Annotated in this window: 21 protein-coding genes and 2 tRNA genes; 14 read left to right on the top strand and 9 right to left on the bottom strand. The window is 67.0% G+C overall.

Annotated features, from left to right (window positions below):
* Positions 1-89: 89 nt before the first annotated feature.
* The gene (locus BLW05_RS05995) at positions 90-2,474 is read right to left on the bottom strand and encodes a UvrD-helicase domain-containing protein (RefSeq protein WP_093161062.1); all 2,385 of its coding nucleotides are present in this window, start codon (positions 2,472-2,474) and stop codon (positions 90-92) included.
* 240 nt (positions 2,475-2,714) lie between these two features.
* Between BLW05_RS05995 and BLW05_RS05990 the strand changes: the two genes are divergently transcribed.
* Entirely contained in the window at positions 2,715-3,692 is a 978-nt protein-coding gene (locus BLW05_RS05990) for a GMP reductase (protein ID WP_093161059.1), read from the top strand.
* A 111-nt stretch (positions 3,693-3,803) separates the two neighbouring features.
* Here the strand turns inward: BLW05_RS05990 and BLW05_RS05985 are convergent, their stop codons facing one another.
* Positions 3,804-4,667 (bottom strand): alpha/beta hydrolase, encoded by an 864-nt coding sequence (locus BLW05_RS05985; RefSeq protein ID WP_177142572.1) that lies wholly within the window; start codon positions 4,665-4,667, stop codon positions 3,804-3,806.
* Between the two features lie 96 nt (positions 4,668-4,763).
* On the opposite strand from BLW05_RS05985, the gene BLW05_RS05980 reads away from it, so the two are divergent.
* Positions 4,764-4,839 (top strand) — tRNA-Ala (locus BLW05_RS05980).
* A 236-nt stretch (positions 4,840-5,075) separates the two neighbouring features.
* Here the strand turns inward: BLW05_RS05980 and BLW05_RS35860 are convergent.
* Positions 5,076-5,999, bottom strand: coding sequence for a hypothetical protein (locus tag BLW05_RS35860; protein ID WP_177142571.1), 924 nt, complete (start codon positions 5,997-5,999; stop codon positions 5,076-5,078).
* A gap of 29 nt (positions 6,000-6,028) precedes the next feature.
* Here BLW05_RS35860 and BLW05_RS35855 point away from each other — a divergent pair, with 29 nt between their 5' ends.
* Positions 6,029-6,637 (top strand): hypothetical protein, encoded by a 609-nt coding sequence (locus BLW05_RS35855; RefSeq protein WP_177142570.1) that lies wholly within the window; start codon positions 6,029-6,031, stop codon positions 6,635-6,637.
* Here the strand turns inward: BLW05_RS35855 and BLW05_RS05970 are convergent.
* From BLW05_RS05970 to BLW05_RS05960, 3 genes are all read right to left on the bottom strand, one after another.
* Positions 6,580-7,893: a threonine/serine exporter family protein gene (locus tag BLW05_RS05970; RefSeq protein WP_177142569.1), complete on the bottom strand. Its 1,314-nt coding sequence runs from the start codon at positions 7,891-7,893 to the stop codon at positions 6,580-6,582. The genes BLW05_RS35855 and BLW05_RS05970 overlap by 58 nt on opposite strands.
* Positions 7,894-8,021: 128 nt before the next feature.
* Positions 8,022-9,422: a DUF1254 domain-containing protein gene (locus tag BLW05_RS05965; protein WP_218135148.1), complete on the bottom strand. Its 1,401-nt coding sequence runs from the start codon at positions 9,420-9,422 to the stop codon at positions 8,022-8,024.
* A 197-nt stretch (positions 9,423-9,619) separates the two neighbouring features.
* Entirely contained in the window at positions 9,620-10,327 is a 708-nt protein-coding gene (locus tag BLW05_RS05960; protein WP_093161049.1) for an SDR family oxidoreductase, read from the bottom strand.
* A 101-nt stretch (positions 10,328-10,428) separates the two neighbouring features.
* On the opposite strand from BLW05_RS05960, the gene bktB reads away from it, so the two are divergent.
* The 3 genes from bktB to BLW05_RS05945 all read left to right on the top strand — a co-directional run bounded on the left by bktB (position 10,429) and on the right by BLW05_RS05945 (position 12,413).
* On the top strand, positions 10,429-11,610 hold the full coding sequence (bktB, locus tag BLW05_RS05955; RefSeq protein WP_371126918.1) for a beta-ketothiolase BktB: 1,182 nt from the start codon (positions 10,429-10,431) through the stop codon (positions 11,608-11,610).
* 70 nt (positions 11,611-11,680) lie between these two features.
* Positions 11,681-11,756: transfer RNA gene (locus BLW05_RS05950), tRNA-Lys, on the top strand.
* A gap of 66 nt (positions 11,757-11,822) precedes the next feature.
* Positions 11,823-12,413, top strand: a complete 591-nt coding sequence (locus BLW05_RS05945) for a GAF domain-containing protein (RefSeq protein ID WP_093161044.1) — start codon at positions 11,823-11,825, stop codon at positions 12,411-12,413.
* Positions 12,414-12,443: 30 nt separating this feature from the next.
* Here BLW05_RS05945 and BLW05_RS05940 read toward each other — a convergent pair whose 3' ends face one another.
* Positions 12,444-13,955: an arylsulfatase gene (locus tag BLW05_RS05940; protein WP_093161042.1), complete on the bottom strand. Its 1,512-nt coding sequence runs from the start codon at positions 13,953-13,955 to the stop codon at positions 12,444-12,446.
* A gap of 166 nt (positions 13,956-14,121) precedes the next feature.
* Here BLW05_RS05940 and BLW05_RS05935 point away from each other — a divergent pair, with 166 nt between their 5' ends.
* The 7 genes from BLW05_RS05935 (at position 14,122) to BLW05_RS05905 (ending at position 20,099) form a co-directional block, all read left to right on the top strand.
* Positions 14,122-15,975, top strand: coding sequence for a sensor histidine kinase (locus BLW05_RS05935; RefSeq protein ID WP_093161039.1), 1,854 nt, complete (start codon positions 14,122-14,124; stop codon positions 15,973-15,975).
* Between the two features lie 14 nt (positions 15,976-15,989).
* Positions 15,990-16,601, top strand: coding sequence for a response regulator transcription factor (locus tag BLW05_RS05930; protein ID WP_093162074.1), 612 nt, complete (start codon positions 15,990-15,992; stop codon positions 16,599-16,601).
* Between the two features lie 47 nt (positions 16,602-16,648).
* Positions 16,649-17,056 carry a response regulator transcription factor gene (locus BLW05_RS05925; RefSeq protein ID WP_143044776.1) on the top strand — a complete coding sequence of 136 codons (408 nt, stop codon included), beginning with the start codon at positions 16,649-16,651 and terminating at the stop codon, positions 17,054-17,056.
* 18 nt (positions 17,057-17,074) lie between these two features.
* Positions 17,075-17,458 (top strand): DUF1622 domain-containing protein, encoded by a 384-nt coding sequence (locus BLW05_RS05920; RefSeq protein ID WP_093161034.1) that lies wholly within the window; start codon positions 17,075-17,077, stop codon positions 17,456-17,458.
* Complete coding sequence (locus tag BLW05_RS05915; protein ID WP_093161032.1) at positions 17,455-17,928, top strand: YidH family protein; 474 nt, start codon at positions 17,455-17,457, stop codon at positions 17,926-17,928. The genes BLW05_RS05920 and BLW05_RS05915 overlap by 4 nt, the downstream gene beginning before the upstream one ends.
* Positions 17,929-17,932: 4 nt before the next feature.
* Positions 17,933-19,144, top strand: a complete 1,212-nt coding sequence (locus BLW05_RS05910; RefSeq protein ID WP_093161029.1) for a hypothetical protein — start codon at positions 17,933-17,935, stop codon at positions 19,142-19,144.
* A gap of 76 nt (positions 19,145-19,220) precedes the next feature.
* Positions 19,221-20,099: a bile acid:sodium symporter family protein gene (locus BLW05_RS05905; RefSeq protein ID WP_093161027.1), complete on the top strand. Its 879-nt coding sequence runs from the start codon at positions 19,221-19,223 to the stop codon at positions 20,097-20,099.
* A gap of 6 nt (positions 20,100-20,105) precedes the next feature.
* Here BLW05_RS05905 and BLW05_RS05900 read toward each other — a convergent pair whose 3' ends face one another.
* A complete protein-coding gene (locus BLW05_RS05900) occupies positions 20,106-21,536 on the bottom strand; it encodes an alpha/beta hydrolase (protein ID WP_256330063.1) in 1,431 nt (476 codons plus the stop codon).
* Positions 21,537-21,555: 19 nt separating this feature from the next.
* Positions 21,556-22,191: a TetR/AcrR family transcriptional regulator gene (locus tag BLW05_RS05895; RefSeq protein ID WP_093161022.1), complete on the bottom strand. Its 636-nt coding sequence runs from the start codon at positions 22,189-22,191 to the stop codon at positions 21,556-21,558.
* Positions 22,192-22,307: 116 nt separating this feature from the next.
* On the opposite strand from BLW05_RS05895, the gene BLW05_RS05890 reads away from it, so the two are divergent.
* Complete coding sequence (locus BLW05_RS05890; RefSeq protein WP_093161019.1) at positions 22,308-23,114, top strand: thioesterase family protein; 807 nt, start codon at positions 22,308-22,310, stop codon at positions 23,112-23,114.
* The last annotated feature ends 15 nt before the right edge of the window (positions 23,115-23,129 follow it).

Below are 23,129 nucleotides of genomic sequence, written 5' to 3'. Positions count from 1 at the left end.
GCACCCCCTTTCAGGGGGCAACACCGGCGGCCCGGCGAAGCCGGTTCCGCGGTGTTTCACGAAGGGGCCGGGCTGCGCCGGCCCTTGGTTCATACGGGGGTGAGTTTGGCGACTGAGAGGGCCAGCCACTTGACGCCGTGGCGGGGGAAGTTGACTTGGGCGCGAGCGTCGTCGCCGCTGCCTTCCAACGCGGTCACCGTGCCTTCCCCGAACTTGTTGTGGAACACCTGCATGCCCGAGCGCAGGCCGTGCGAAGGTGCGGCCTTCTGCGGCGGGACGGGCGGGCTGGCGAAGGTTTCCTTGCCATAGCTTCCTCCGTAGCCGCCACCGCCTCCTCGCGAGGTCGCATAGCCGCCGCCGTAGCCGAAGGCCGACGGAGCGAAGCCCCCCTGGTTCTTCGGGCTCAGCCACTTGAGCGCGCTTTCCGGGAGTTCGTCGAAGAAGCGGCTCTTGATGTTGTAGCGGGTCTGGCCATGCAGCAGGCGCGTCTGCGAATGGCTCAGGTACAGGCGCTTGCGGGCGCGGGTGATCGCGACGTACATCAGGCGACGCTCTTCCTCGAGACTCTCGTAGTCGCTCATCGAGTTCTCGTGCGGGAACAGGCCCTCTTCGAGGCCGGTGATGAACACGCAGTCGAATTCGAGACCCTTGGCGGCGTGCACGGTCATCAGCTGCACCGCGTCCTGGCCGGCCTGCGCCTGGTTGTCACCCGATTCGAGCGCGGCATGCGTCAGGAAGGCCGCGAGCGGACTCAGCGTTTCGCCGGTCTCGGCGTCCGGCGCGAGCGGCTCGTCCTGCACCGGCTGGTTCGGATCCAGCCCCTGGCTCGCGGGTGACTGGCGAAGTTCGTCCACCGGCAAGGCGACCGCATCGCGGCCGAAGCCTTCCTGCGTGACGAAGCTCTCCGCCGCGTTGACCAGTTCCTCCAGGTTCTCGATGCGGTCCGCGCCTTCGCGATCGGCCTTGTAGTGCTCGATGAGCCCGCTGTGGTCGAGCACCAGCTCGATGATCTCGCGCAGCGACATGCCCTGCGTCTGTTCGCGCAGCACGTCGATCTTCGCCACGAAGGCCGAGAGGTTGCCCCCCGCCTTGCCGCCCACCGCGCTGACCGCGTCGTGCAGCGAACGGCCGGCCGCGCGCGCCGCGTCCTGCAGCGCCTCGATGCTGCGCGCGCCGATGCCGCGCGGCGGGAAATTCACGATGCGCAGGAAGCTGGTGTCGTCATCCTTGTTCTCCAGGATGCGCAGGTAAGCCAGCGCGTGCTTGATTTCGGCACGCTCGAAGAAGCGCAATCCGCCGTAGACCCGATACGGCACCGCGGCGTTGAAGAGCGCGGTTTCGAGCACCCGGCTCTGCGCATTGCTGCGGTAGAGGATCGCCATCTCCTTGCGCTCCGTGCCGTCGCGCACCAGCTGGCGCATTTCCTCGACCACCCATTGCGCTTCGGCGAAATCGCTGGTCGATTCGTAGACGCGCACCGGCTCGCCGGGGCCCTGGTCGGTGCGCAGGTTCTTGCCCAGGCGCTTCTTGTTGTGGCTGATCAGCTCGTTGGCCGAATCGAGGATGTTGCTGTAGCTGCGGTAGTTCTGCTCCAGCTTGATCTGGTGCGACACCTCGAACTCGCGCACGAAGTCGGCCATGTTGCCGACCCGCGCGCCGCGGAAGGCGTAGATGCTCTGGTCGTCGTCGCCGACCGCGACCACGCTGTTGTCGCCCGGCACGAAGCGGCCGTCGGTGGTGTTGCCGGCCAGCATCTTGATCCACGCGTACTGCAGGCGGTTGGTGTCCTGGAACTCGTCGATCAGGATGTGGCGAAAGCGCCGCTGGTAATGCTCGCGCACCGGATCGTTGTCGCGCAGAAGCTCGTAGCTGCGCAGCATCAGCTCGCCGAAGTCGACCACGCCTTCGCGCTGGCACTGCTCCTCGTAGAGCTGGTAGAGCTCGACCTTCTTGCGGTCATCGTCGCTGCGCGCCTCGACGTCGCGCGGGCGCAGGCCGTCCTCCTTGGCGCCGGCGATGAACCATTGCGTCTGCTTGGCCGGAAAGCGCTCGTCATCGACGTTGAACTGCTTCATCAGCCGCTTGATGGCCGAGAGCTGGTCCTGCGTGTCGAGAATCTGGAAGGTCGAAGGCAATCCGGCGAGCTTCCAGTGCGCGCGCAGGAAGCGGTTGCACAGGCCATGAAAGGTGCCGATCCACATGCCGCGCACGTTGACCGGCAGCATCGCGCCGAGGCGCGTCATCATTTCCTTGGCGGCCTTGTTGGTGAAGGTGACGGCCAGGATGCCGCCCGGCGACACCTGCCCGGTCTGCAGCAGCCAGGCGATGCGGGTGGTGAGCACGCGCGTCTTGCCCGAGCCGGCGCCGGCGAGGATCAGTGCGTTTCCGGCAGGCAGCGTGACGGCCGCGCGCTGCTCCGGATTGAGGTTTTCAAGCAGCGGCGAATCTGCGGGAGCCGCGAGGTCGGTGAACATCCATCGATTGTAGAAAGCGCGGCGTATGCCGGTTATACGAAGTTCCAGAACACGCGAATGCAGCGCGGCGGGTAGAATCAGTCACCGGGCCCAAGTTTCTTGAGGTCCGGTTTTTTGTGCCTGCGCAAGCAGGGCCCGGTGACGCCACCACGCCGCACCCGCAAATCCGGTCTCCAAGCCAAGCGCCCCATCGCTGCCCGAAATCCTTCGGCGGCGACCTTTCTAAGGAGCTTGGAACTCATGCAGATCTTCGACTACGAGAACATCCTCTTGCTGCCGCGCAAATGCGTGGTGGAAAGCCGCGCGGAGTGCGACGCCAGCGTCACGCTCGGCGGCCGCAGCTTCCGCATCCCGACGGTGCCCGCCAACATGAAGACGGTGGTGGACGAATCCATCTGCGTCTGGCTGGCGCAGAACGGCTACTTCTACGTGATGCACCGCTTCGACCTGGACAACTTCCAGTTCGTCAAGGACATGCACGCGAAGGGCGTGTTCGCATCGATCTCGCTGGGCGTGAAGAAGCCGGACTACGACACCGTCGACAAGCTCGCCGCCGCCGGCATGACGCCCGACTACGTGACCATCGACATCGCGCACGGCCACGCCGACAGCGTGAAGAACATGATCGGCTACCTCAAGAAGAAGCTGCCGAAGGCTTTCGTGATCGCCGGCAACGTGGGGACGCCCGAAGCGGTGATCGATCTCGAGAACTGGGGCGCCGACGCGACCAAGGTCGGCATCGGCCCGGGCAAGGTGTGCATCACCAAGCTCAAGACCGGCTTCGGCACCGGCGGCTGGCAGCTCTCGGCGCTCAAGTGGTGCGCGCGCGTCGCGACCAAGCCGATCATTGCCGACGGCGGCATCCGCGACCACGGCGACATCGCCAAGAGCATCCGCTTCGGCGCCTCGATGGTGATGATCGGCTCGCTCTTCGCGGGCCACGAGGAATCGCCCGGCAAGACGGTCGAAGTCGACGGCGAACTCTTCAAGGAGTACTACGGCTCGGCCAGCGACTTCAACAAGGGCGAATACCGCCACGTCGAAGGCAAGCGCATCCTGGAGCCGATCAAGGGCAAGCTGGCCGACACGCTGATCGAGATGGAACAGGACATCCAGAGCTCCATCAGCTACGCGGGCGGCCGCAAGCTCCTGGACATCCGCAAGGTCAACTATGTCACCCTCGGCGGCGACAACGCGGGCGAACACCTGCTGATGTAGCGCCCGCAGCCCAAGCCAGGGCACCCGCGGAACCGGCTTGGCCGGGCCGCCGGGTGCGTCCCCTTGAGGGGGTGCAGAGCCACACGAAGTGGGCGAGGCTGGGGGTGGGCTTCATTCCAGTAGATCCATGGCCAGCGCGTGCAGCCGCTGCGTCGGATCGGCCAGCGTCTCCAGCACGCTGAAATGATGGTGCCCCGGCAGCGCCTCGCAGACCGGGACCACGCCAGCGCCCCATGCCTCGCGGATGAGCTCGTTCTGGCGCAGGAATTCGGCGCTCTCGTCGCCACCAGCCACCGTATAGAGCGTGCCGCGCGCGGGCGCCGGCCAAAGCGCAGGACTGAGCCGCAGTGAATCCGCATCCGTCAGGTTCAGCACGGGCGCCAGGAACGGCGTGTGCTGGATCGGCCGCAGATCGTGGATTCCCGAAATCGACAGCGCGTTGCGCACGAGGTCGGCCGGCAGGTCGGGCGCGAGGGCCTTCCAATCGCAGCCCAGCAGCATTGCCGCGAGATGGCCACCGGCCGAGTGCCCGGCTACCGTGATCCGCGACGGGTCGCCGCCGTACGCCGCGATGTGGCGCCAGGTCCATTCAAGTGCGCGGGCCATCTGCAGGGCGATGTCGGCGATGCCGACCGGCCGCTCGGGCGTGCCGGGACACAGCGCGTAATTGGGCATCACCACGCAGACGCCGCGCTCGTGAAAAGCCCGGGCGACGAATGAATGCTCGCTCTTGTCCAGCGCCCGCCAATAGCCGCCGTGGATGAAGACCAGCACCGGCGCATTCGGCGCCGCAGCGGGGAACACGTCGAGCGTCTCATCCGGCCCCTCGCCGTAGCGCAGGTCGATGTGCGCGCCCAGCGCGTCGCGCGCCACAGCCGATTGGGCCGCCCATCGCTGGAAATACGCCGGATGCTCCGGCACGAGCACGCGGTTGTTGTACATGCGGTCCAGCCAGGCGGGATCGTACGAGGGCATGGTTCTCTGTCTCCTTGTTCGTTGTGACGCGGCGCGCATCTTGGCATGCCTCCAGCCGCAAGGGGCATGGGATCTGGTTAGAATTCGCGATGCGTTGGGGGGGTAGCTCAGCTGGGAGAGCGCCGCGTTCGCAATGCGGAGGTCGGGAGTTCGATCCTCCTCCTCTCCACCAACTTTCCAGTCTTCGAATCGACGCCTCAGGCCACACGGCCTGGGGCGTTTTCTTTTGCGGCCGTGCCCGTCCCGCCGCCAGCCCGGTCACCCTTTCTCTTGCTCGTACAGACAGATCAGTTCCTGTCTGACAAGACGACTTCGGTCGCAGATGGAGAACGGCGTAAAAAAGTAATTCGCTTCTATCAAAGCGCAACGCCGCACAGGGCACGCCATGACCAAGTACTGCAGTTCGTGTCACACGGCGAACCGGGATCGCGCGAAGTACTGCCGCGGCTGCGCTGGCAAGTTCTCCGGCGTGCAGACGCCCGCCAACGCATTCGACGACTCACAGGACGCACCGTTTTCCACGATCACGAGGCCGCCGACGATCGCGATGCAGCAAGCTGTCATCGCCGCGGCCACGGCCTGGCCGCTGGCCACGATGAGTCCTCCGCGCAATCTCCCGACCGTGGCGACGTCCGAAGGCCATCGACAGCCCCGAACCGCCCAGGCGGCGCGCTGGATGGTGCTGCCGCTTGCGATCGCGGTGATGGCCATCGCAGGCACCAGCTTGCTCTCTCTCGATCCGCTGGACCGTACGGTCGAACTGATGCGCAGCACTGCGCTCCAACCGCCTTCGCCCCCGGCGCCCGTGGCGCGGCCAACCGCCGAGCCCGCCCCGCAGCCTGCCGCCGAACCGCAGCAACCCCTCCGGACAGCCGAAACCCCGGCAGCCGAGGCGCCGAAGGCCCCCAGTGCTGTGAGCGAACCCACCGCAACCCCGTCACTGCCGGCGAACCCGCAGGTTGCAGCGGTTCCCGAAGGCCGGGCCGACGAGGTCATCGACGCGCTGCGACTGCAGCCGCCTGGGATGGACGCATCGCCCACGACGGCAGACACGATCGCGCCGGCACCTTCGAAGCCGGAGAATGTCGCGAAGCCAGCCAAGGTGGCAAAGGCCGCACCGACCGCCGAGCGAAGGGCGGTGCCCTCGCGCACGATGCGACAGCCCACGAGCCCGCCCTTGCGAACGGCGGTCGCGCCTTCTCCCGTCATCCCGGCAGTGCCGCCGGCGATGACGACCCGACCCCAGACGGTCGTCCGCATTGAATCCCCGCCGGCCGCGGCCTCGTCCGGATCGACGCCCACGAGCGGGAATCCGCTGCGTCGCACGGTCACGGCGCAAGCCGGCGCAGATCCCGCAATGGGTGCTGCCGGTGGCTCTGGGGCAGGTGCTGGTGCCGGTGGTGCCGGTGGTGCTGGTGCCGGTGGTGCCGGTGGTGCCGGTGGTGCCGGTGGTGCTGGTGCTGGTGCCGGTGGTGCTGGTGCCGGTGGTGCTGGTGCCGGTGGTGCTGGTGCCGGTGGTGCTGGCGCCGGTGGTGCTGGCGCAGGCGGCGGCGGTGCTGGCGCAGGCGGCGGCGGTGCCGGCGCAGGCGGCGGCGGTGCCGGTGGAGGGGGCGGTCCCGGCGGCGGCGGTGGTGGCCCCGGAGGCGGCGGTGGCCCCGGCGGAGGCGGCGGTGGCCCCGGCGGAGGCGGTGGCCCCGGCGGAGGCGGTGGCGGCCCCGGCGGCGGCCCCGGCGGCGGTGGCGGCCCCGGCGGCGGTGGCGGCCCCGGTGGCGGTGGCGGTGGCGGTGGCGGCCCCGGCGGAGGCGGTGGTGGCCCCGGCGGTGGCGGCGGTGGCCCCGGTGGCGGCGGTGGTCCCGGTGGCGGCGGACCAGGCGGACGCTAAGCCTCCGGGCCTAAGGCACCAAGGCGCGACTCAACGCCTCCACCGCAGATACCGCAGCATCACATCCGCCATGCTCCCCGCACGCTGAAACACCGGCTCGAACAGCGCGTTGTAGACCGCCGTGCCGATCACCGATCCGAGCCCGATCGCGACGATGGTGAACAGTGTCGCGATGAAGTTCTCCACGCCCGCGAGGCGGTCGTTGCCCACGAGTTCCGCCATCCCGATGAGCCCCAGAGACCCCGGCACCAGCAGCCACATCGCGGGCGTGAAAGTTACCATCGACGGAGGTCCGCCGAGCCGGTACTGCACGATGTACGAAGCCGGCGTGATGAGCATCGCCGCGAAGAAGCCGCTCATGTAGCCCCCGAAAGCCGCGTTGCCGATGAGCTGCCCGATCTGGGCGACGAACAGCAGTCCGAGCAACCAGGGTAGCGTGCGCAGCCGCGCGGCGTAGTGCAGCACATGGCCCACGCCGAAGAGCAGCACGCCCAGCCACGGCGCCCACGCACGCAGGCCGCCATCGGGGGACGGCACGAGCAGCTTGTCAGGCGGCAGGCCGACGATCGACGCCGCGGCCAGCATGCCCAGGACGAGAAACACGAGTTGCAGCAGCCCATAGACGAAGCGCGTTCCGCCCGAGACCACATCGCCATACGCCAGCTCGACCGTCGCCGTCGCCAACGTGCCGCCGGGCAGGAAGGTCACGAGCGAGGCGACCAGCACGTAGATCGGGCTGGCCGCGAAGCCATGCTGGGCCGCCAGCAGCGACACCAGCGCCACGACGAAGGCGGCCACCGTCGGCAGCAGCGTCGTGATGATCCCGCGGTCGCGCGCGAGCACCTTGAGCAGCCCCACCACCAACCCGAGAAAGGCAGCCGCACCCACCACATCCGCAGACGGTCGCAGCACCAGCGCGATGCCCACGGTCGCGAACACATGCCCGACGATGCCACCGACGAGGCCGAAGCGCGCCTTCATCGCGAGGATCGCGTTGATGCGCTTGAGTCCTTCGTTCGGATCGAGCACCTCGTTTTCCGCGTCGCGCGCGAGCTCGAACACCGCCTCGATCTGGTCGAAGCTCAGCACCAGCCCCTGCTCGGACGTGAACTCGATCTGCAGCGAATCCTCCTCCGCCGAATTGACGAACACCACGGTCGGCAGCGCGAGCGCGTTGAAGTGCTCGATGCCGTAGACGCGAGCCAGCCTCCGCAGCGTGGTTTCGACGATCCCGACCGGGGCGCCAGTCGCGAGCAGGAGATGCCCGAGTCGCAGCAGGAAGCGCAGGAGCAGCCGCCGCTCCAGCACGGTGCGCTCGGGGGCCGGGGCGACATCGTTGCTCACGTCAAAGCACTCCTTCGCCCGGCGCATCGAGCGTGATCGTCACCGCCAGCGCCTCGGTACTTTGGCGCAGACCTCCATGGTCATCCATAGCCGCTATGGCCCACATGACATCTCCATGCAAGGTTGGCCTATGCCGATGCCGATGCCGGTAGCCTCACCACCGCCGGCGGCGTCCACCGGCCTTCGAGCACTGGCTGCTCGGGCCAATAGAGGCGGATGTAGAGCGAAAAGTCGCTTGCCCCATCGGGCGGCGCGGGAAGCCAGTTGCCCTCGTGCGCCTCGTCGGGCAGGCCGGCCTGCACGAGGATCGTCAGCGAGCCGTCGGCGGCGTACCGCAGCGACGGGCTCTTGGTGCCGACCGAAAAGCGCGACAGCGCGTTCGGCGCGAAGAAGTGATGCCGGTTGTAGAGCGACAGCGACCAGAAGCCGCGCACCGGCGGCGCCTGCCCCGGTGCGAACGTCACGGTGTAGCGGTGCGCGCTGTTGAGCCGGTTCCCGTCCGCATCGAGGTCCTGGTAGAAGTACTTCGTCTCGTTCTGCTTGTTGACGAAGATGTTCGACTTTGCGACCGCGGTGCGCATGTAGTAGTCAGTGCCGAAGCACGCACCGTTCGCGATCGTCGACCAGTGGTGCGGCAGCGGCCGGCCGAAGTTGTTGAACTGGAAAAGCGGCTCGATCAGCTCACGCTCCGCCGCAGCCACCGCCTCGTCGAACACAGCCTTGAGCCGCTGGTCCTTGCGCGCCGCTTCCGCGACCGCGAGCACCTGCGCATAGCGCGCGGCCTCGCCGGGCAGCGGCCGCGCGTCGGCGAGCGCGATCGGGAGCATGTCGAGGAACTTCTCCGGCCGCACCCAGCGCGTTTCGCCGCCGTTGTCATCGGCTTCCTGCGCCGAAGGACTCACCGGCACCTGCCGCCAATCCATGAACTTCATCCGGCCGTCGAAGGCCTCCACCGGATAGAGGCCGATCTGGTTGATGACCGGCTGCACCGCCTGCAGGTCCTCCGGCGTGTCCTCGCGGAAGACCCGCGGGATCACCACGCCGGTACTGGTCTGCGAGACGAACACCTTCTGGATGCCCTTCGGCACCGCGCCCACCCAGTTCGGCCCCGCCAGCAGGTAGAAGCCCGGCGCCGTGCCGTACATGCTGCCGAGCTCTGCGAAGCTGTCCGTGCGGGAATCCAGCACCTGGATGACCCAGAAGCGGCTCCCGAAGTCCGGCACCTGCACCACCACCGGCGAAACATCGAGCGCGACGATGGCATGCCCGTACACCACGTCCTGGTTGGGGCAGGCCACTGCCCGCTGGCTGGGCGAGACGTAGTCGGTGAGCATCGTGAGGGTGTTCGCCGGCCCCACCGGCAGCACGCCGCCGAGCAGCATCTGGTGCGGCAGGCGCGCGAACGCGCTTCGCCGGCTGCACACGTTCACGATCGGCCAGGCCCAGAAGAAGGCGTCGCGGGCGACCAGCCGCACGTAGTCGTCGCTGAGCCTGACTTGCGTGTCGGGTCCGGTGATCACGTGAGCCATCGCCATCTCCTCCTCGTTCGGGCTGGATACCTCGGGCACTCAGGGCGATCGACAGGTGCGGGCGCGGCTCGTGGGCTGCGGCGTCGCAGGCCACAGCATGCGCCAAGCCGCGCGAAGAACGCACTTGTCCGATGGTGAGAAGCGGCCTGCACCTTGGTGCAAGTACAGGCGATGGCCCCCGAAGCGGCCGCGAGGGCTCAGGCGTCGAGCGTCAGGTGCTGGCCGTGCAGCGCCTCTGCAGCGGGCGAGACGAGAAATCCGATGGTCTGCGCCGCGACGTTCGTCGAAACCCACCCGGCGGGACTGGCCTTGGGCATCGCGCTGCGGTTGGCCGGTGTATCGAGCACGCTCGGCGCGATGCTGTTGACGCGAATGCCGTGTTCCTTCAGTTCGGCCGCGGAAGCCTCCACCAGGCGCTGCAGCGCGCTCTTGGACGCAATGTAGGCCGCCATCGCCGGCAGCCCACGCGACGCTGTCTTGGCGCTGACGGCGACCACGCTGCCGCTCTTGCGTTCGATCATCGAAGGGACCAGCGCCTGCGTGACCGCCACGAAGGACCAGGCGTTGAGATTCATCATGCGATCCCACGTGGCGCGGTCGAGCGCGTGCACCGCATCCCCCATCTCGAAGCCGCCGGCGATATGAACCAGCGCATCGACCTGCTTGAACGTGGAGAGAATGCCCCGCGCCGCATCCGCCATCGAGGGCGCCGAGGTCACGTCGGCCTCCACGAGAAGATGTTGCGAATTGTCGAGACCGGGGAAGACCGCCGTCAGGTGCGCCATGCGATGGTCGATCAGCGCCACGCGCGCTCCCTGGTCAAGAAAGTGCTGCACCACGGCGCGCCCCAGCGCGCCGGCGGCACCGGTGATCACGACGTGACGGGGAGTGTTGGCTTCGCTCATCGCAGCCTCCTGGTTCGGGCAGGCATGGTAACGCTGGCGTCAGTCGTAACAAACCGCTCGCTGGCATCATTCGCGTTTCGTCTGCAATGGAGAGACTCGTCATGAAAGAAGTTGTCGTCGTCAGCGGGGTTCGCACCGCCATCGGTACTTTCGGCGGAAGCCTGAAGGACGTCCCACCCACGCGCCTGGCCGCGCTGGTCACCAAGGAAGCGCTCGCCCGCGCCAAGGTCGACGGCAAGGATGTGGAGAACGTGGTCTTCGGCCACGTGATCAACACCGAACCGCGCGACATGTACATGGCCCGCGTGGCCGCGATCGAAGGCGGCTGCGCGCAGGAAACGCCCGCTCTCACCGTCAATCGCCTCTGCGGTTCGGGCCTGCAGGCGATCGTGACCGCAGCGCAGAGCATCCAGCTCGGCGATGCCAAGGTCGCGGTCGGCGGCGGGGCCGAGAGCATGAGCCGCGCGCCCTTCGCCTCGCTCACCGCACGCTGGGGCGCGCGCATGGGCGACACCAAGATGGTCGACATGATGATCGGCGCACTGCACGACCCGTTCCAGAACATCCACATGGGTATCACGGCCGAGAACGTCGCCAAGAAGTGGGACATCAGCCGCGAGCAGCAGGACCAGACCGCGCTCGCCAGCCACCAGCGCGCGCAGAAGGCGATCGAGAGCGGCTACTTCAAGTCGCAGATCGTTCCGGTGCCGCTCGAAAGCCGCAAGGGCCCGTCGCAGTTCGACACCGACGAGCATGTGCGCTTCGACGCCAGGATCGAGGACATGGCCAAGCTCAAGCCGGCCTTCCTGAAGGAGAACGGCACGGTCACGCCGGGCAACGCCTCGGGCCTCAACGACGCCGCGGCCGCGGTCGTGCTGATGGAAAAGGAAGAAGCCGCCCGCCGCGGCCTCAAGCCGCTGGCGCGCGTCGTGGCCTATGCCTTCGCGGGCGTGGACCCGGCCTACATGGGCATCGGCCCGGTGCCGGCATCGCGCAAGGCACTGGAAAAGGCCGGTCTCAAGGCATCGGACATGGACGTGGTCGAAGCCAACGAAGCCTTCGCCGCGCAGGCCTGCGCCGTCTCGAAGGACCTCGGCCTCGATGCCGCGAAGGTGAATCCGAACGGCTCGGGCATCTCGCTCGGCCATCCGATCGGCGCGACCGGTGCGCTCATCACCGTCAAGGCGCTCTACGAGCTCGAACGCATCCAGGGCCGCTATGCGCTGGTGACCATGTGCATCGGGGGCGGCCAGGGCATCGCGTGCATTTTTGAACGCGTCTGAGGAAAGCTGCCAACTTTGTGGCTATAATCGTGGGATTGCCTGAAACGACACATCAAATGTCGTCAATCAGGGGCTCTTAGCTCAGTTGGTAGAGCAGCGGACTCTTAATCCGTAGGTCGAGTGTTCGAGTCACTCAGGGCCCACCAACACACAATGCCCCGCATGATCCGTCGTCATGCGGGGCATTTTTTCTGGGCGAAGGAGATTTCACCGTGCTTCATGACTTGGGCTACGAACCGGATGCACTCGAAGTGCGCGTCAGCGAACTGCTGGTCGCGACGGCCGACGGCGGCGACGCGCTGATCAACCCCTCCATCACCGAAGTGCTGAGCCTGCTGCGCGAGCATCTGAAGATGGACGTGGTCTTCGTCTCCGAATTCGTGGATGGCCGTCGTGTCTTCAAGCGCGTCGACGCCAAGCCCGGCAGCCAGGTGATCGCCGAAGGTGAGTCGGCACCGCTGGAGGAGTCCTTCTGCCAATACGTGGTCGATGGCCGCCTGCCCCACCTCGTGAAGGACGCCAAGGCCGAGCCGAATTTCTCCGAGCTGCCAGCCACGCCCTTCCCTGTCGGCGCGCATCTGAGCACGCCAGTCGTGCTCGACGACGGCCGCGTCTACGGCACGCTGTGCTGCTTCAGCTTCGCGCCGGACGACTCGCTCACCCAGCGCGACCTCCGCAAGCTCGAAATGTCGGCGCAACTCGCGGCCAAGAAGCTCAACGAGCAACGCGCGCGCGATGCCGAGAAGAACATGGCCGGCTGGCACCTGCAGCCCAAGGACGACACGCCGGGCCGCAGGCGCTGAGCCCGGGCGCTATCGGCGCAGGCGTGCCGCTCAGTGGCCTCCGCCGCCAGACGCCTCGGTCATCTTCTCGATGACCTGGTCGAGGCTGAAGCTCGCTGCCTTCTGCCGCGGCGGGAACTCCTTGAAGGTCGCCAGGAACTCCGCGACGATGGCTTGCGCAGGCACCAGCAGGAAGATGTGGCGGAACATCCAGTCGTAGTACGTGTTCGACGTGATCTGTGCGCGTTCGTACGGGTCCATCCGCAAGTTGAAGATGTAAGGCGTGCGCAGCACCACGAAGGGCTCCTGCCAGATCTTGAGCGTGCCGGTGACACGCTGCTCCATGAACAGCATCTTCCAGTGGTCGTAGCGCAGCGCCGCGACATCGCCATCGTCCGTGAAGTAGATGAAGCCCGGGCGCGGACTCTTGGCCTCCTTGCCGGTCAGGTACGGAGCCAGGTTGTAGCCGTCGAGGTGGACCTTGTAGGTCTTCTTGCCGATCTTGTAGCCCTTCTTCAGTTTCTCCTTGATGTCGGTCTCGCCGGCGATCGCAAGGATGGTCGGGAACCAGTCCAGGTGGCTGATGATCTCGTTCGATTCAGATCCGGCCGGAATCTTGCCCGGGAAGCGGACCATGCACGGGACACGATAGGCGCCTTCCCAGCTTGAGTTCTTCTCGTTGCGGAACGGCGTCGTTCCCGCATCCGGCCAGGTGTTCATGTGCGGGCCGTTGTCGGTGCTGTACTGCACGAAGGTGTTGTCCGCGATGCCGAGCTGGTCCAGGAAGTCGAGCAGCTCGCCGATGCACTTGTCGTGATCGATCATCACGTCGTGGTACTCCGATTGCCAGCGGCCGGATTGCCCGCGGCTCTCGGGCTTCACATGCGTCCATGCGTGCATGTGCGAGGTGTTGAACCACACGAAGAACGGCTCGCCCGCGTCGTGAGCGGCCTGGATGAACTTCTTGGCCGCGGCCAGGAACTCGTCGTCGCAGGTCTCCATCCGCTTCTTGGTCAGGGGACCCGTGTTCTCGATCTTCTGGCCACCCTTGCCGTCGGCCCAGCAATGCAGCACGCCGCGCGGGCCGTACTTCTTCTTGAACTCGGGGAAGTCCTTCACGTTCGGATAGTCGACTTCCTCGGGCTCTTCTTCGGCGTTCAGGTGGTAGAGGTTGCCGAAGAACTCGTCGAAGCCGTGCATGGTCGGCAGATGCTCGTCGCGGTCGCCCAGGTGGTTCTTGCCGAACTGGCCCGTGCGGTAGCCCAGCGGTTTGAGCGCCTCGGCGATAGTGATGTCCTCGGCCTTGAGCCCCAGCTCCGCGCCGGGCAGTCCCACCTTGGTGAGGCCCGTGCGCAGGCCGCACTGGCCGGTGATGAACGACGCACGCCCCGCCGTGCAGCTCTGCTCGGCGTAGGAATCCGTGAAGATCATCCCTTCCTTCGCGATCCGGTCGATGTTGGGCGTGCGATAACCCATCATGCCTTTCGTGTAGCAACTCAGGTTCGACTGACCGATGTCGTCGCCCCACATGACAAGGATGTTCGGTTGCTTGCTTTTCGCCATCGTGCTGCTCCTGGGGTGTTCGCCGTCGGGTCGAAGGTAGCAACACGCCGTGCGCCACGCCACTAGACCTTGGTTTAGTGGCAACCTGCCCCGAAGTGCAACCAGAGTTGCACTTTGTGCCAATGTCCAGCCACGGTTGCGTACGGAGAATGGGCGCGACACCATCATGCGCCCCAGCCTGCTTCTCATCGTCCTGTGTCTCGTGACATCGCTGCCCGGCGTGGCGGCGCCGTCGAAGAACGTATTGGTGATCTTCTCGAACAACCGCGTGTTGCCAGCCAACATCGACGCCGATCGAGGAATCCGGGAGGGGATCGCGCGCGTACCCGCCCGACGTGTCGACATCTTCGAGGAGTTTCTCGATCGGCCCACCTTTTCCGGGCCCGCATTCGACGCAACCGTCGCGACCTATCTGCGGGACAAGTACGCGACACGCCCCCCTGAAGCGATCGTCGCGGCCGGCGAGCCTGCGCTCGAATTCCTGCTTGGCCATCGCGCCGAGTTGTTCCCGAACGTACCGGTGGTTCACCTGGCCATCGAAATCGCCTACCTGAAGTCGATTCCCCCACTGCCGGCGGATGTGATCGGCGTGCCGATCGACTACGACTTCGCGGGCACGATCGAGCAGGCGATGCGATGGCGCCCGGCCGCCCGAAGGCTGGTCGTCGTCACCGGGTCGGGCATTCGCGATCGCAAGTGGGAGATCAAGGCCCGTGATGCCGTGGCCGGCCTCGACACGCGGGCGACGGTGGAGTTCCTGTCGGGCCTGGCGACCGATGCCCTCGAGCAGCGGCTGCGCGCGCTCGGCGATGGCGACGTGGTGTTCACGCCCGGGTATTTCGTGGACGGCACGGGGCGCGAATTCGCTCCCCGCGACAGCGCGGCGCTCATCGCCAAGGCCTCCGCAGCGCCGGTCTACGGGCCGTTCAGCACGTTCATCGGAACGGGCGTCGTGGGTGGACGGATGCCGACCTATCTCGAAATGGGGCGACAGGCGGCGAACGCGGTCAACGGCGTGCTGGACGGTACCGCGCCCTCGGACCTGCATCTGCCGGCCAGGATACCGTCGGTGATGCAGATCGACTGGCGACAGGCGCAAAGGTGGGGCATGGCCGACAACGACGTGCCGCCGGACGCCGTGGTGCATTTCAAGGAGCCGACGATCTGGGAGAAGTATCGCCATCAGGCGCTGCTGATCTTCATCGTCATGCTGCTCCAGACTGCACTCATCGCGGCATTGCTCGTCGAGCGACGGCTGCGCCGGCGTACGGCGTCGGCGCGAAAGACGGCGGAGCTCCAGGCCGAAAAGGACCGGGCCGCGCTCACGCACATGACGCGCGTGTCCATGATGGGGCAGCTCTCGGCTGCCATCGCGCACCAGTTGAACCAGCCGCTGGCGGCGATTCTTGGCAATGCGGAGGCAGCGCGGAAGATGCTGGGCCGGGGCAACCCCGACCTCGCGGAACTGAAGGACATCTGCAACGACATCGTCACGGAAGATCGGCGCGCGGCAGAAGTCATCCGGCGACTCGGAGCGCTCTTTCGTCGTGGCGAGATGCAACTTGCACCGATCGATCTCAACGAACTGGTGTCCGAGACGCTCGAACTGACACGCCCGGAGCTGGTGACCCGTCGTGTCTCGGCCGCGACCGAACTCGCGCCCCTGCCCCTCGTCGAGGGCAACCGGGTCCAGTTGCAGCAGGTTCTCTTGAACCTCATCCTCAACGCCGCGGACGCCATGATCGACGTCGACCCTGCACGGCGCACGCTCACGGTACGGACCGTGCTCGACGGTGCCAACGTGAGCTTTCAGGTCATCGACCGCGGAGTCGGCATCCCCCCCGGGGACCTCCAGGACATCTTCGGCGCGTTCTGGAGCACCAAGGCCGGCGGCACGGGCATCGGGCTCGCGATCTGCCAATCGATCGTCGCGGCGCATCGCGGGACGCTCGCCGCCACCAACAACCCGGAGGGCGGCGCGACCTTTCGCGTCACATGGCCGGTGCGGCAGCAGAATTGACCCGGGCCTGCGACATGGAAACCATCTATCTCGTCGACGATGACCCTGCGGTGCGCAAATCCCTGTCGAGGATGCTGCGCGAGGACGGCTGGAACGTGGAGAGCTTCGAGTCGGCGGAGGCCTTCCTCGCATGGCCCGGCCCCAAGACGCAGGGCTGCCTCGTGCTCGACGTCACCATGCCCGGCCTCGACGGACTGGGCCTGCAGCGACGGCTGACCGAATCGGGTGACACGCTGCCGATCGTCTTTCTCACCGGGCACGGCGACATCCCGATGTCGGTGCAGGCCATCAAGGCAGGCGCCGCGGACTTCCTGACCAAGCCGGTCACCTGCAGCGCATTGGCCGCTGCCGTGCGCGCAGCCATCAGGGAGGACGCGTCAGCTTGCCGCGCGAGGGAAGAAATCACGGCCTACAAGGACCGCCTCGCCATGTTGACCACCCGTGAGCGCGAGGTGCTTGCCGCGCTGGCGAAAGGCCGGCTCAACAAGCAGATCGCCAGCGATCTCGGCATCGTCGAGCAGACCGTCAAGTTCCACCGCGCCCGGATCATGGAACGCATGCAGGCACACACGGTCGCGGAGCTGATGCACATCGCGGCAAGGCTCGGCATCGAGACGTCGCACTAAACCAAAGATCAGTCGCGAGCGCCGGTACGAAGCGGTATCTTGCAACGGTGGACAGCACCGTTCCATTAATTGCCGTGGTGGACGACGAACCTCCAGTGCGGACCATGCTCGGCCGCGTTCTTCGGCTGGCCGACTACCGGGTGGCTGCGTTCGCATCGGGCGAGGACTTCCTGGCCTCCCTCACTTCCGCGACGGCCGAGCAACCGACGTGCGCGATTCTGGACATCCACATGCCGGGACTGTCCGGCTTCGAGGTGCAAGCGCGCTTGCGCGCGGCGAGGCGGCGGATCCCGGTCGTCTTCATCACTGCCAGCGACGAGGCGTCCCTCGAACGCACGGCGCTCGAGGCGAGCGGCATTCGCCTGCTGCGCAAGCCCTTCTCGAGCGACGATCTGCTGGAGGCCGTGGGCATCGCCATGGCCCAGGGGAATGACGAGCAGCCCCCGTCGCCCTAGCAAGCCCTCGGAGTCCACATGGAAGAAGCGCTGCATGCCTCCGCACACCTGCTGTCGCAATTGCTGGAAGCAGCGACGCTGGCGTTGCTCACCCTCGGTGCGTTGCATGCGCTATGGAACCTCGTGGCCGGCCTGCTCCAGCGCCACTCGCCGAGCGAGGTCGCACTGGACGTCTGGCAAGGCCTGTCGCGCTGGACGATGGTGGGCCTCGAATTCCTTCTTGCGGCGGACCTGGTCTCGACCGTGGTTTCGCCGAGCTGGGATGAACTCGGCCGCCTCGGAACCATCGCGGCGATCCGGACCGTGCTCGGCTTCTTCCTGGGGCGCGACCTCGAGACCGCGCGAAAGATCGCTCGCGAGAACGCGGAACTCGCCCGCGCCAACCAAGGAGAGCGTTCATGACCGAACCCCAACTCCCCGACCTCCCGCCGGATCCGGCCAAGGCCGTCGGCGCCAGCCCGCAGACATCCTCTGGCCGGTCGTCGACGCAGCTGGCGGAGCATCGCACCGCGCTGTCCGACGCGCGATCTCACCTCGCCAACGAGCGAACCCATCTGGCCTACCTGCGCACCAGCCTCTCGCTGATGAGCTTCGGCATCACGATCAACCGCTTCAGCATCTACCTTCAGCAACGCGGCGAGGCGGACAAGCTCGGCCATGCCTCGTTTCCGTTTCGCGACACGGCCAACGTCGGACTGGGCATGGTCGTCCTGGGCATCGCGCTGTTGCTCTGGGCGCTGCTTCGCTATCGCCGAGTCCACGCGCAGATCGTCGAGGAGCGCTTCGAGCCGAGTTCGCTGTCGGTCTCGCTCCTGACGATCGCCATCATCGTGCTGGGGGCCGCCAGCGCCGTCTGGCTCATGGTCGACTGAAGCAATGGGACCCGACAAGACTTCCGCCGGGCCCGCGTCCGGCCCCGGCAATGAATACGGTCTTTTCGACGGAGGCCCGCCGCTGCGCCTGTTGCGGCTGTGGGGGCGCTTCGATCCGCAACACCGGCACGTCGTGCGCCGCGCGATCGTCGTCGTGTGCGTGGGCTGGCTGCCCCTGCTGGCGCTGGCGCTGGTCGCCCTGGCCGTCGGCAACGTCGATGTATGGCAAGCCTTCCTGCGCGATGCCTCGGTGCATGCGCGCTCCCTGATCGTGGCACCGCTCTTCGTGCTGGCCGAAGCGATCTGCATCCCTCGCCTGGGCGCCCTGGCCCACACGTTCCGCGAACGAGGCATCGTGCCGTCGTCGCAGGCACCGGCCTACGAAAAGATCGTCCGCTCCATCCGGCGATTGCGCGACGGATGGCCCGTCGAAGCCCTCGCCGTCGTGCTGGCCTATGTGATCGCGTTGCTGCTCATCCAGCACGTTCCCGCATCCTTCCTGCCCGACTGGCATCGAAGCCCGACCGGTGCTCCGCTGGGCCGCTCGCTCGCGAGCTGGTGGCATGCGCTGGTCAGCCTTCCGATCCTCCTGGTCCTGTTGCTCGGGTGGTGCTGGCGCGTGTTTCTTTGGGCGCGCTACCTCTGGCTGGTGTCCCGGCTGGAGCTGCGCCTGGTCGCGGCACATCCGGAAGGCGCTGCCGGACTGATGTTCGTGAGCTATTCCCTCCCCAGCTTCTCGATCCTCGGCGTCGCGATCGGCGTGACCGTGGCGGCGATGGAGATGGCGCATCTCCTGACGGGCGGGACGGTGTCCCTCGAACAACTGGGCCGCGCGGCATTCGGAACCGTCGTCGGCGTGGTGATCGTCTTCACGGCGCCGCTGCTCGTGTTCAGCGGCCCCCTCTTGCGGACCTGGCACCGGGCCGTTGCGACCTATGGCGCACTCGCGCAGCGTGTCGGCGAGGAGTTCGAAGACAAATGGATGCACGGCAATCAGGGCGAGGAAACATCCGAGCCGCTGTCCTCGGCCGATTTCTCGGCAGTGGCGGATCTGTTTCAGTCCGTCGACAAGGCACACACCCTGAGGTTGGTGCCCGTCGAACTGCGCAGCGTGATCGCGCTGGGTGCAGCCAGTGCCTTGCCCTTCGGCCTGGTGGCGTTGACGCTGGTGCCGTTCGACGAAGTGTTGGGGAAGCTGGTCGGCGCGCTCCTGTAGCCGTCGCCATCGACAACCGGAGGGATCGATCGATGAGTACCTCGAGACCCTGGCCTGTCAGTGCTGGGAGCCCGAAATGAGCGCGCAGGAAATGATCGTGCTCGCAATGCAGGCGAGCGTCATGGCCACCGTCTTCGGATTCGGCCTGACGGCCACCTTGGACGACATGCTCTACGTCGTGCGCCGGCCCCGGCGCTTCGCCCGCTCTTTCGTGGCGATGTTTTTCGTCATGCCGATCGTCGCCATTGCGCCAGACAAGACGTTCGAATTTCGTCACGAGATCGAGGTCGCGCTGGTGGCGCTGGCGTTGTCGCCAGTGCCACCGCTGCTGCTCAAGAAAGGCGGCAAGGCCGGCGGGCGGGCGTCCTACGCATTGGGTCTGCTCGTGACGATGGCGATCCTGTCGCTCGTGGTCCTGCCGCTGGGCATGAGGCTTCTCGAGCTTGTCTTCGACCGGTCCTTCGCATTGCAGCCCGTCGCCGTCATCAAGGTGATCCTCAAGTCCATCATCCTGCCGCTCGCTGCAGGCATGGCGGTTCGCGTCCTGGTCTCGGCGACCGCCGCCCGCTTCGCAGGCCCGCTCGTGACCCTCGGGAATCTCTTGCTGGTGGCGGTGGCGCTTCTGGTCGTCTTCAACAGCAGGAACGCGATCATGGCGCTCATTGGCAACGGGACGCTCCTGGCCATCGCCGTCTTCGTCGTCGTGGGTCTCGCGGCGGGCCATTGGCTGGGCGGCCCCGAGCTGGAGGACCGCGTGGTGCTGGGCCTGTCGACCGCCTCGCGCCATCCTGGAATCGCGCTGACGCTGGCGAGTTTCAACTATCCGAACGAACACGGCGTGACGGCAGCCATCATGCTCTACCTGCTCGTCAACATCGCGCTTTCGATGCCCTACGTGATATGGCAGCAGCGACGGGCCGCCGCCACTTCGCAGTCGCCCGATCCGGCTGCATAGGCGCACTCACTTCGCCGGGATCGTCTCGCCGATCCGCTCGGCCATGTACGGATAGAACGGGTTCGACTGCAGCCTCGACAGCATGTCGAAGCCCACCACCAGCGTGCGGTTCTCGCCGCGCACCGCCAGCGCGCCGATGCGGATGCCGAAGTCTTCCTTGCCGTCGGGATGCAGCCCGTACAGCGCATCGCTCACCGGAAACGGCAGCGAGACGTGCGACAGCGAGAACACGTCGGGCGGATATTCGAACGCGAGCGGCCGCGCGTGCTCGGCAGACGCGCCGGCCTCGGTCACCCGCTCGACCATGCGAGGCGTGTCCGCATCGACATTGGCGATCCACGTGACCCTGAAGCTTCTGGGCGCGGGCGGCAGCAGGCGGCTGCTTTGCGGATCGCTCGCATCGCGAAGCAGCGGGCCGAACTTGGCGTTGCGATTGAGGTCGAACAGCACCAGCTCGCTGCCGTTGGCCGGGAGCCGCGCGTAGAGCGCGGTCACGATCGCGCTCGTGCTCACGGTCGCATCCGCGAGCGACTGGAAGGTCAGGATCGGCGGCAATTGCGCAAGCCGCCCCGCGCGCTCCTCACGCACGATGTGCTCCTGCAGGTCCCGCGTGAGCAGCGACGATTGACGCGCGCCGTTCACCGGGAACGAGTTGTACTTGAACGGATTGAACTCCGGCACGATGCCGAGCCAGGCCGCCTTCGCGAAAGGCGGAACCACCGCAGGCCAGCCGAGGATGCCGGCGAAGCGCGACAGCTCGGTGACGCCGATCATCGGCGTGAGGAGCACCAGCCGATCGGGCCGTGCGAGGCTCTTGTCGTCCAGCGCATCGAGCACGTACTTCATCGCCAGCGCGCCGCCGTTGGAATAGCCGACGATGTGCAGCGGCAATGGCGCCGCCACGCGGCGACGTGCCTCCCGCACCGCGAGCTTCGCGGCTTCGAGCCAGTCGCGCCACTCCACGCGCGTGAGGCCCGCCGGCACGGTGCCGTGGCCCGGCATGCGGATGCCGATGGCGACGAAGCCGTGGTCGCGGTAGAGCCCGGCGATGTGGCGCAGGCTGTAGGGCGAATCGGTCAGCCCGTGCAGCAGCACGACGACGCCCCTGGGCGTGCCTTCGGGCTCGAGCACGTACGAGCGGTTCCAGTCCTGCTTGAACCGGCCCGGGTACATCGGGCTGCCCTCGAAGTAGCGGTTGCTCGCGATCCGCGCCTCGGCCGGGAGCTTGCCGGTCACCTCGGCCCGCACTTCCGCGAAGGCCGCGCTTTCCGCGGCGAGGTAGGCCGGCCAGTTCGCCGTGCGCAGCGCCTCGCCCGAGAGCTCGTGCGGCACATGCGTGTGCCACGACGAGAGCGGTGGTCCCCGCTGGATGTCGTAGATCCGAACACCGACAAGCACCACGACGGCCGTCACCGCCACGAGCGCGATCCGTTTCACGATCCTCAGCATCCAGCCCTCACTTCCTTTGCGTTTCCAGATAGGCGCAGATCGCCGTGCACGCTTGCCGCGACAACGCCTGCAGGTCGGGACTTCCGCTCGCGCCGATGTGCGAATGGGCGAACAGGCCGTACATGATGGAGAAGCTCACGCGCGCGGCTTCGCGCTTGTCGCATGCCGGTGAGAGGTCCACCGCCGCATCGAGCGCAGCGACCCATTCGACGACGAAGCGGTCGTACATCTTGCGATAGGCCTCGGGGCCCGACAGGTGCCGCTCCAGCAGGTAGTGCGCGCCCCACTCCTGCGGTTGTTCGCGATGGGCCTCCGCCTGCGACTCGATGACCGCCTGGACGATCTCGCGAAACGGCCGGCCGGTATTCCATTCCACCGCATCGTGCAGCGCCATCAGGAGCGCCTTCGAGCGCAAGTGCAGGCAGACGCGCGCCAAGTCTTCCTTGCTGGCGAAGTATTCGTAGAAGCTGCCGAGCCCGGTGCCGGCCACCGCGACCAGTTCGCGGATGGTGATGCCCGCATAGCCCCGCTCCACCAAAAGCCGAACAAAGGCGTCCTGAAGCGCCTGCGAGGTGTGGCGCGCACGGGACTGGCGCGGCTTTCTCCGGGGGAGAGACGCGGAACGACCGACCTTTGTCTTCATGCGGCAGAAACCGAACACCTTCGACGCATCTTCTTCCTAGAATTTTTGGCGCCCATCGGAGCGCATTGTGCAGCCCGGTCGGAGCCGCACAAAGCAAGCCGCACAGGAGACACCCCATGACCGACAGCCGACCGTCCGCCGTGTTCGTCCGTGAACGCGAGACCTGGCATGCCACCGAACTGGCGCGGGGGCCTTGGGACCCGCGCGCACAGCACGGCGGCGCGCCCTCCGCGCTTCTCGCGCACATCGCCGAAACCTCCGTCACCGAGCCGGGCTGGCAGCTCGCGCGACTGAGCGTCGAACTCGTCAAGCCGGTGCCGCTCGGCACGCTGAGCTCGCGCTGCACCACGCAGGCGTCCCGCTCCACCACCCGCATCGGCATCGACCTGCTGGCCGGCGACACGCTGGTCGCGCGCGCGCATGCGCTCTTGCTGCGCACGCAGACGCTCGACCTGCCCGACGGCCTGCCCGGCTGGTCGCCCGCGCAACTGCTGCCGCCGCCGCAGCAATGCGATCGGCAGGTGCGCATTCCCGGCCTGCCCGAAGGCGTCTATTTCCACCGCGGCGCCATCGAATCGCGGGTGGCGCACGGCGATCCATCGCAGCCTGGACCGGCCGCCGCATGGTTCCGGCTCGTCGTGCCGATGGTGCAGGACACGCCCACGTCGCCGGCCATGCGCGCGTGCGCCGCGGCCGACTTCGGCAATGGGCTGAGCTGGGTCCTGCCGGCGCAGCGCTACCTGTTTTCCAACGCCGACCTCAGCGTGCACCTGACGCGCCAGCCCCTCGGCGAATGGATCGGCGTGGCCGCCGAAACGCAGGCCGATGGCGCCGGCACGGGCACGACGCTTTCGCGCCTGTACGACGAGCGGGGCCCCATCGGCGTGGCCATCCAGACGCTGGTGCTGCGCGAGCGCGCCTGACGCATCTACTTTTCT

The organism is Variovorax sp. YR216, from assembly GCF_900107745.1.
GTDB lineage: Bacteria > Pseudomonadota > Gammaproteobacteria > Burkholderiales > Burkholderiaceae_C > Variovorax.
Note: the sequence above shows the minus strand (reverse complement) of the source record. Positions and strands in the feature narration are given on the sequence as shown.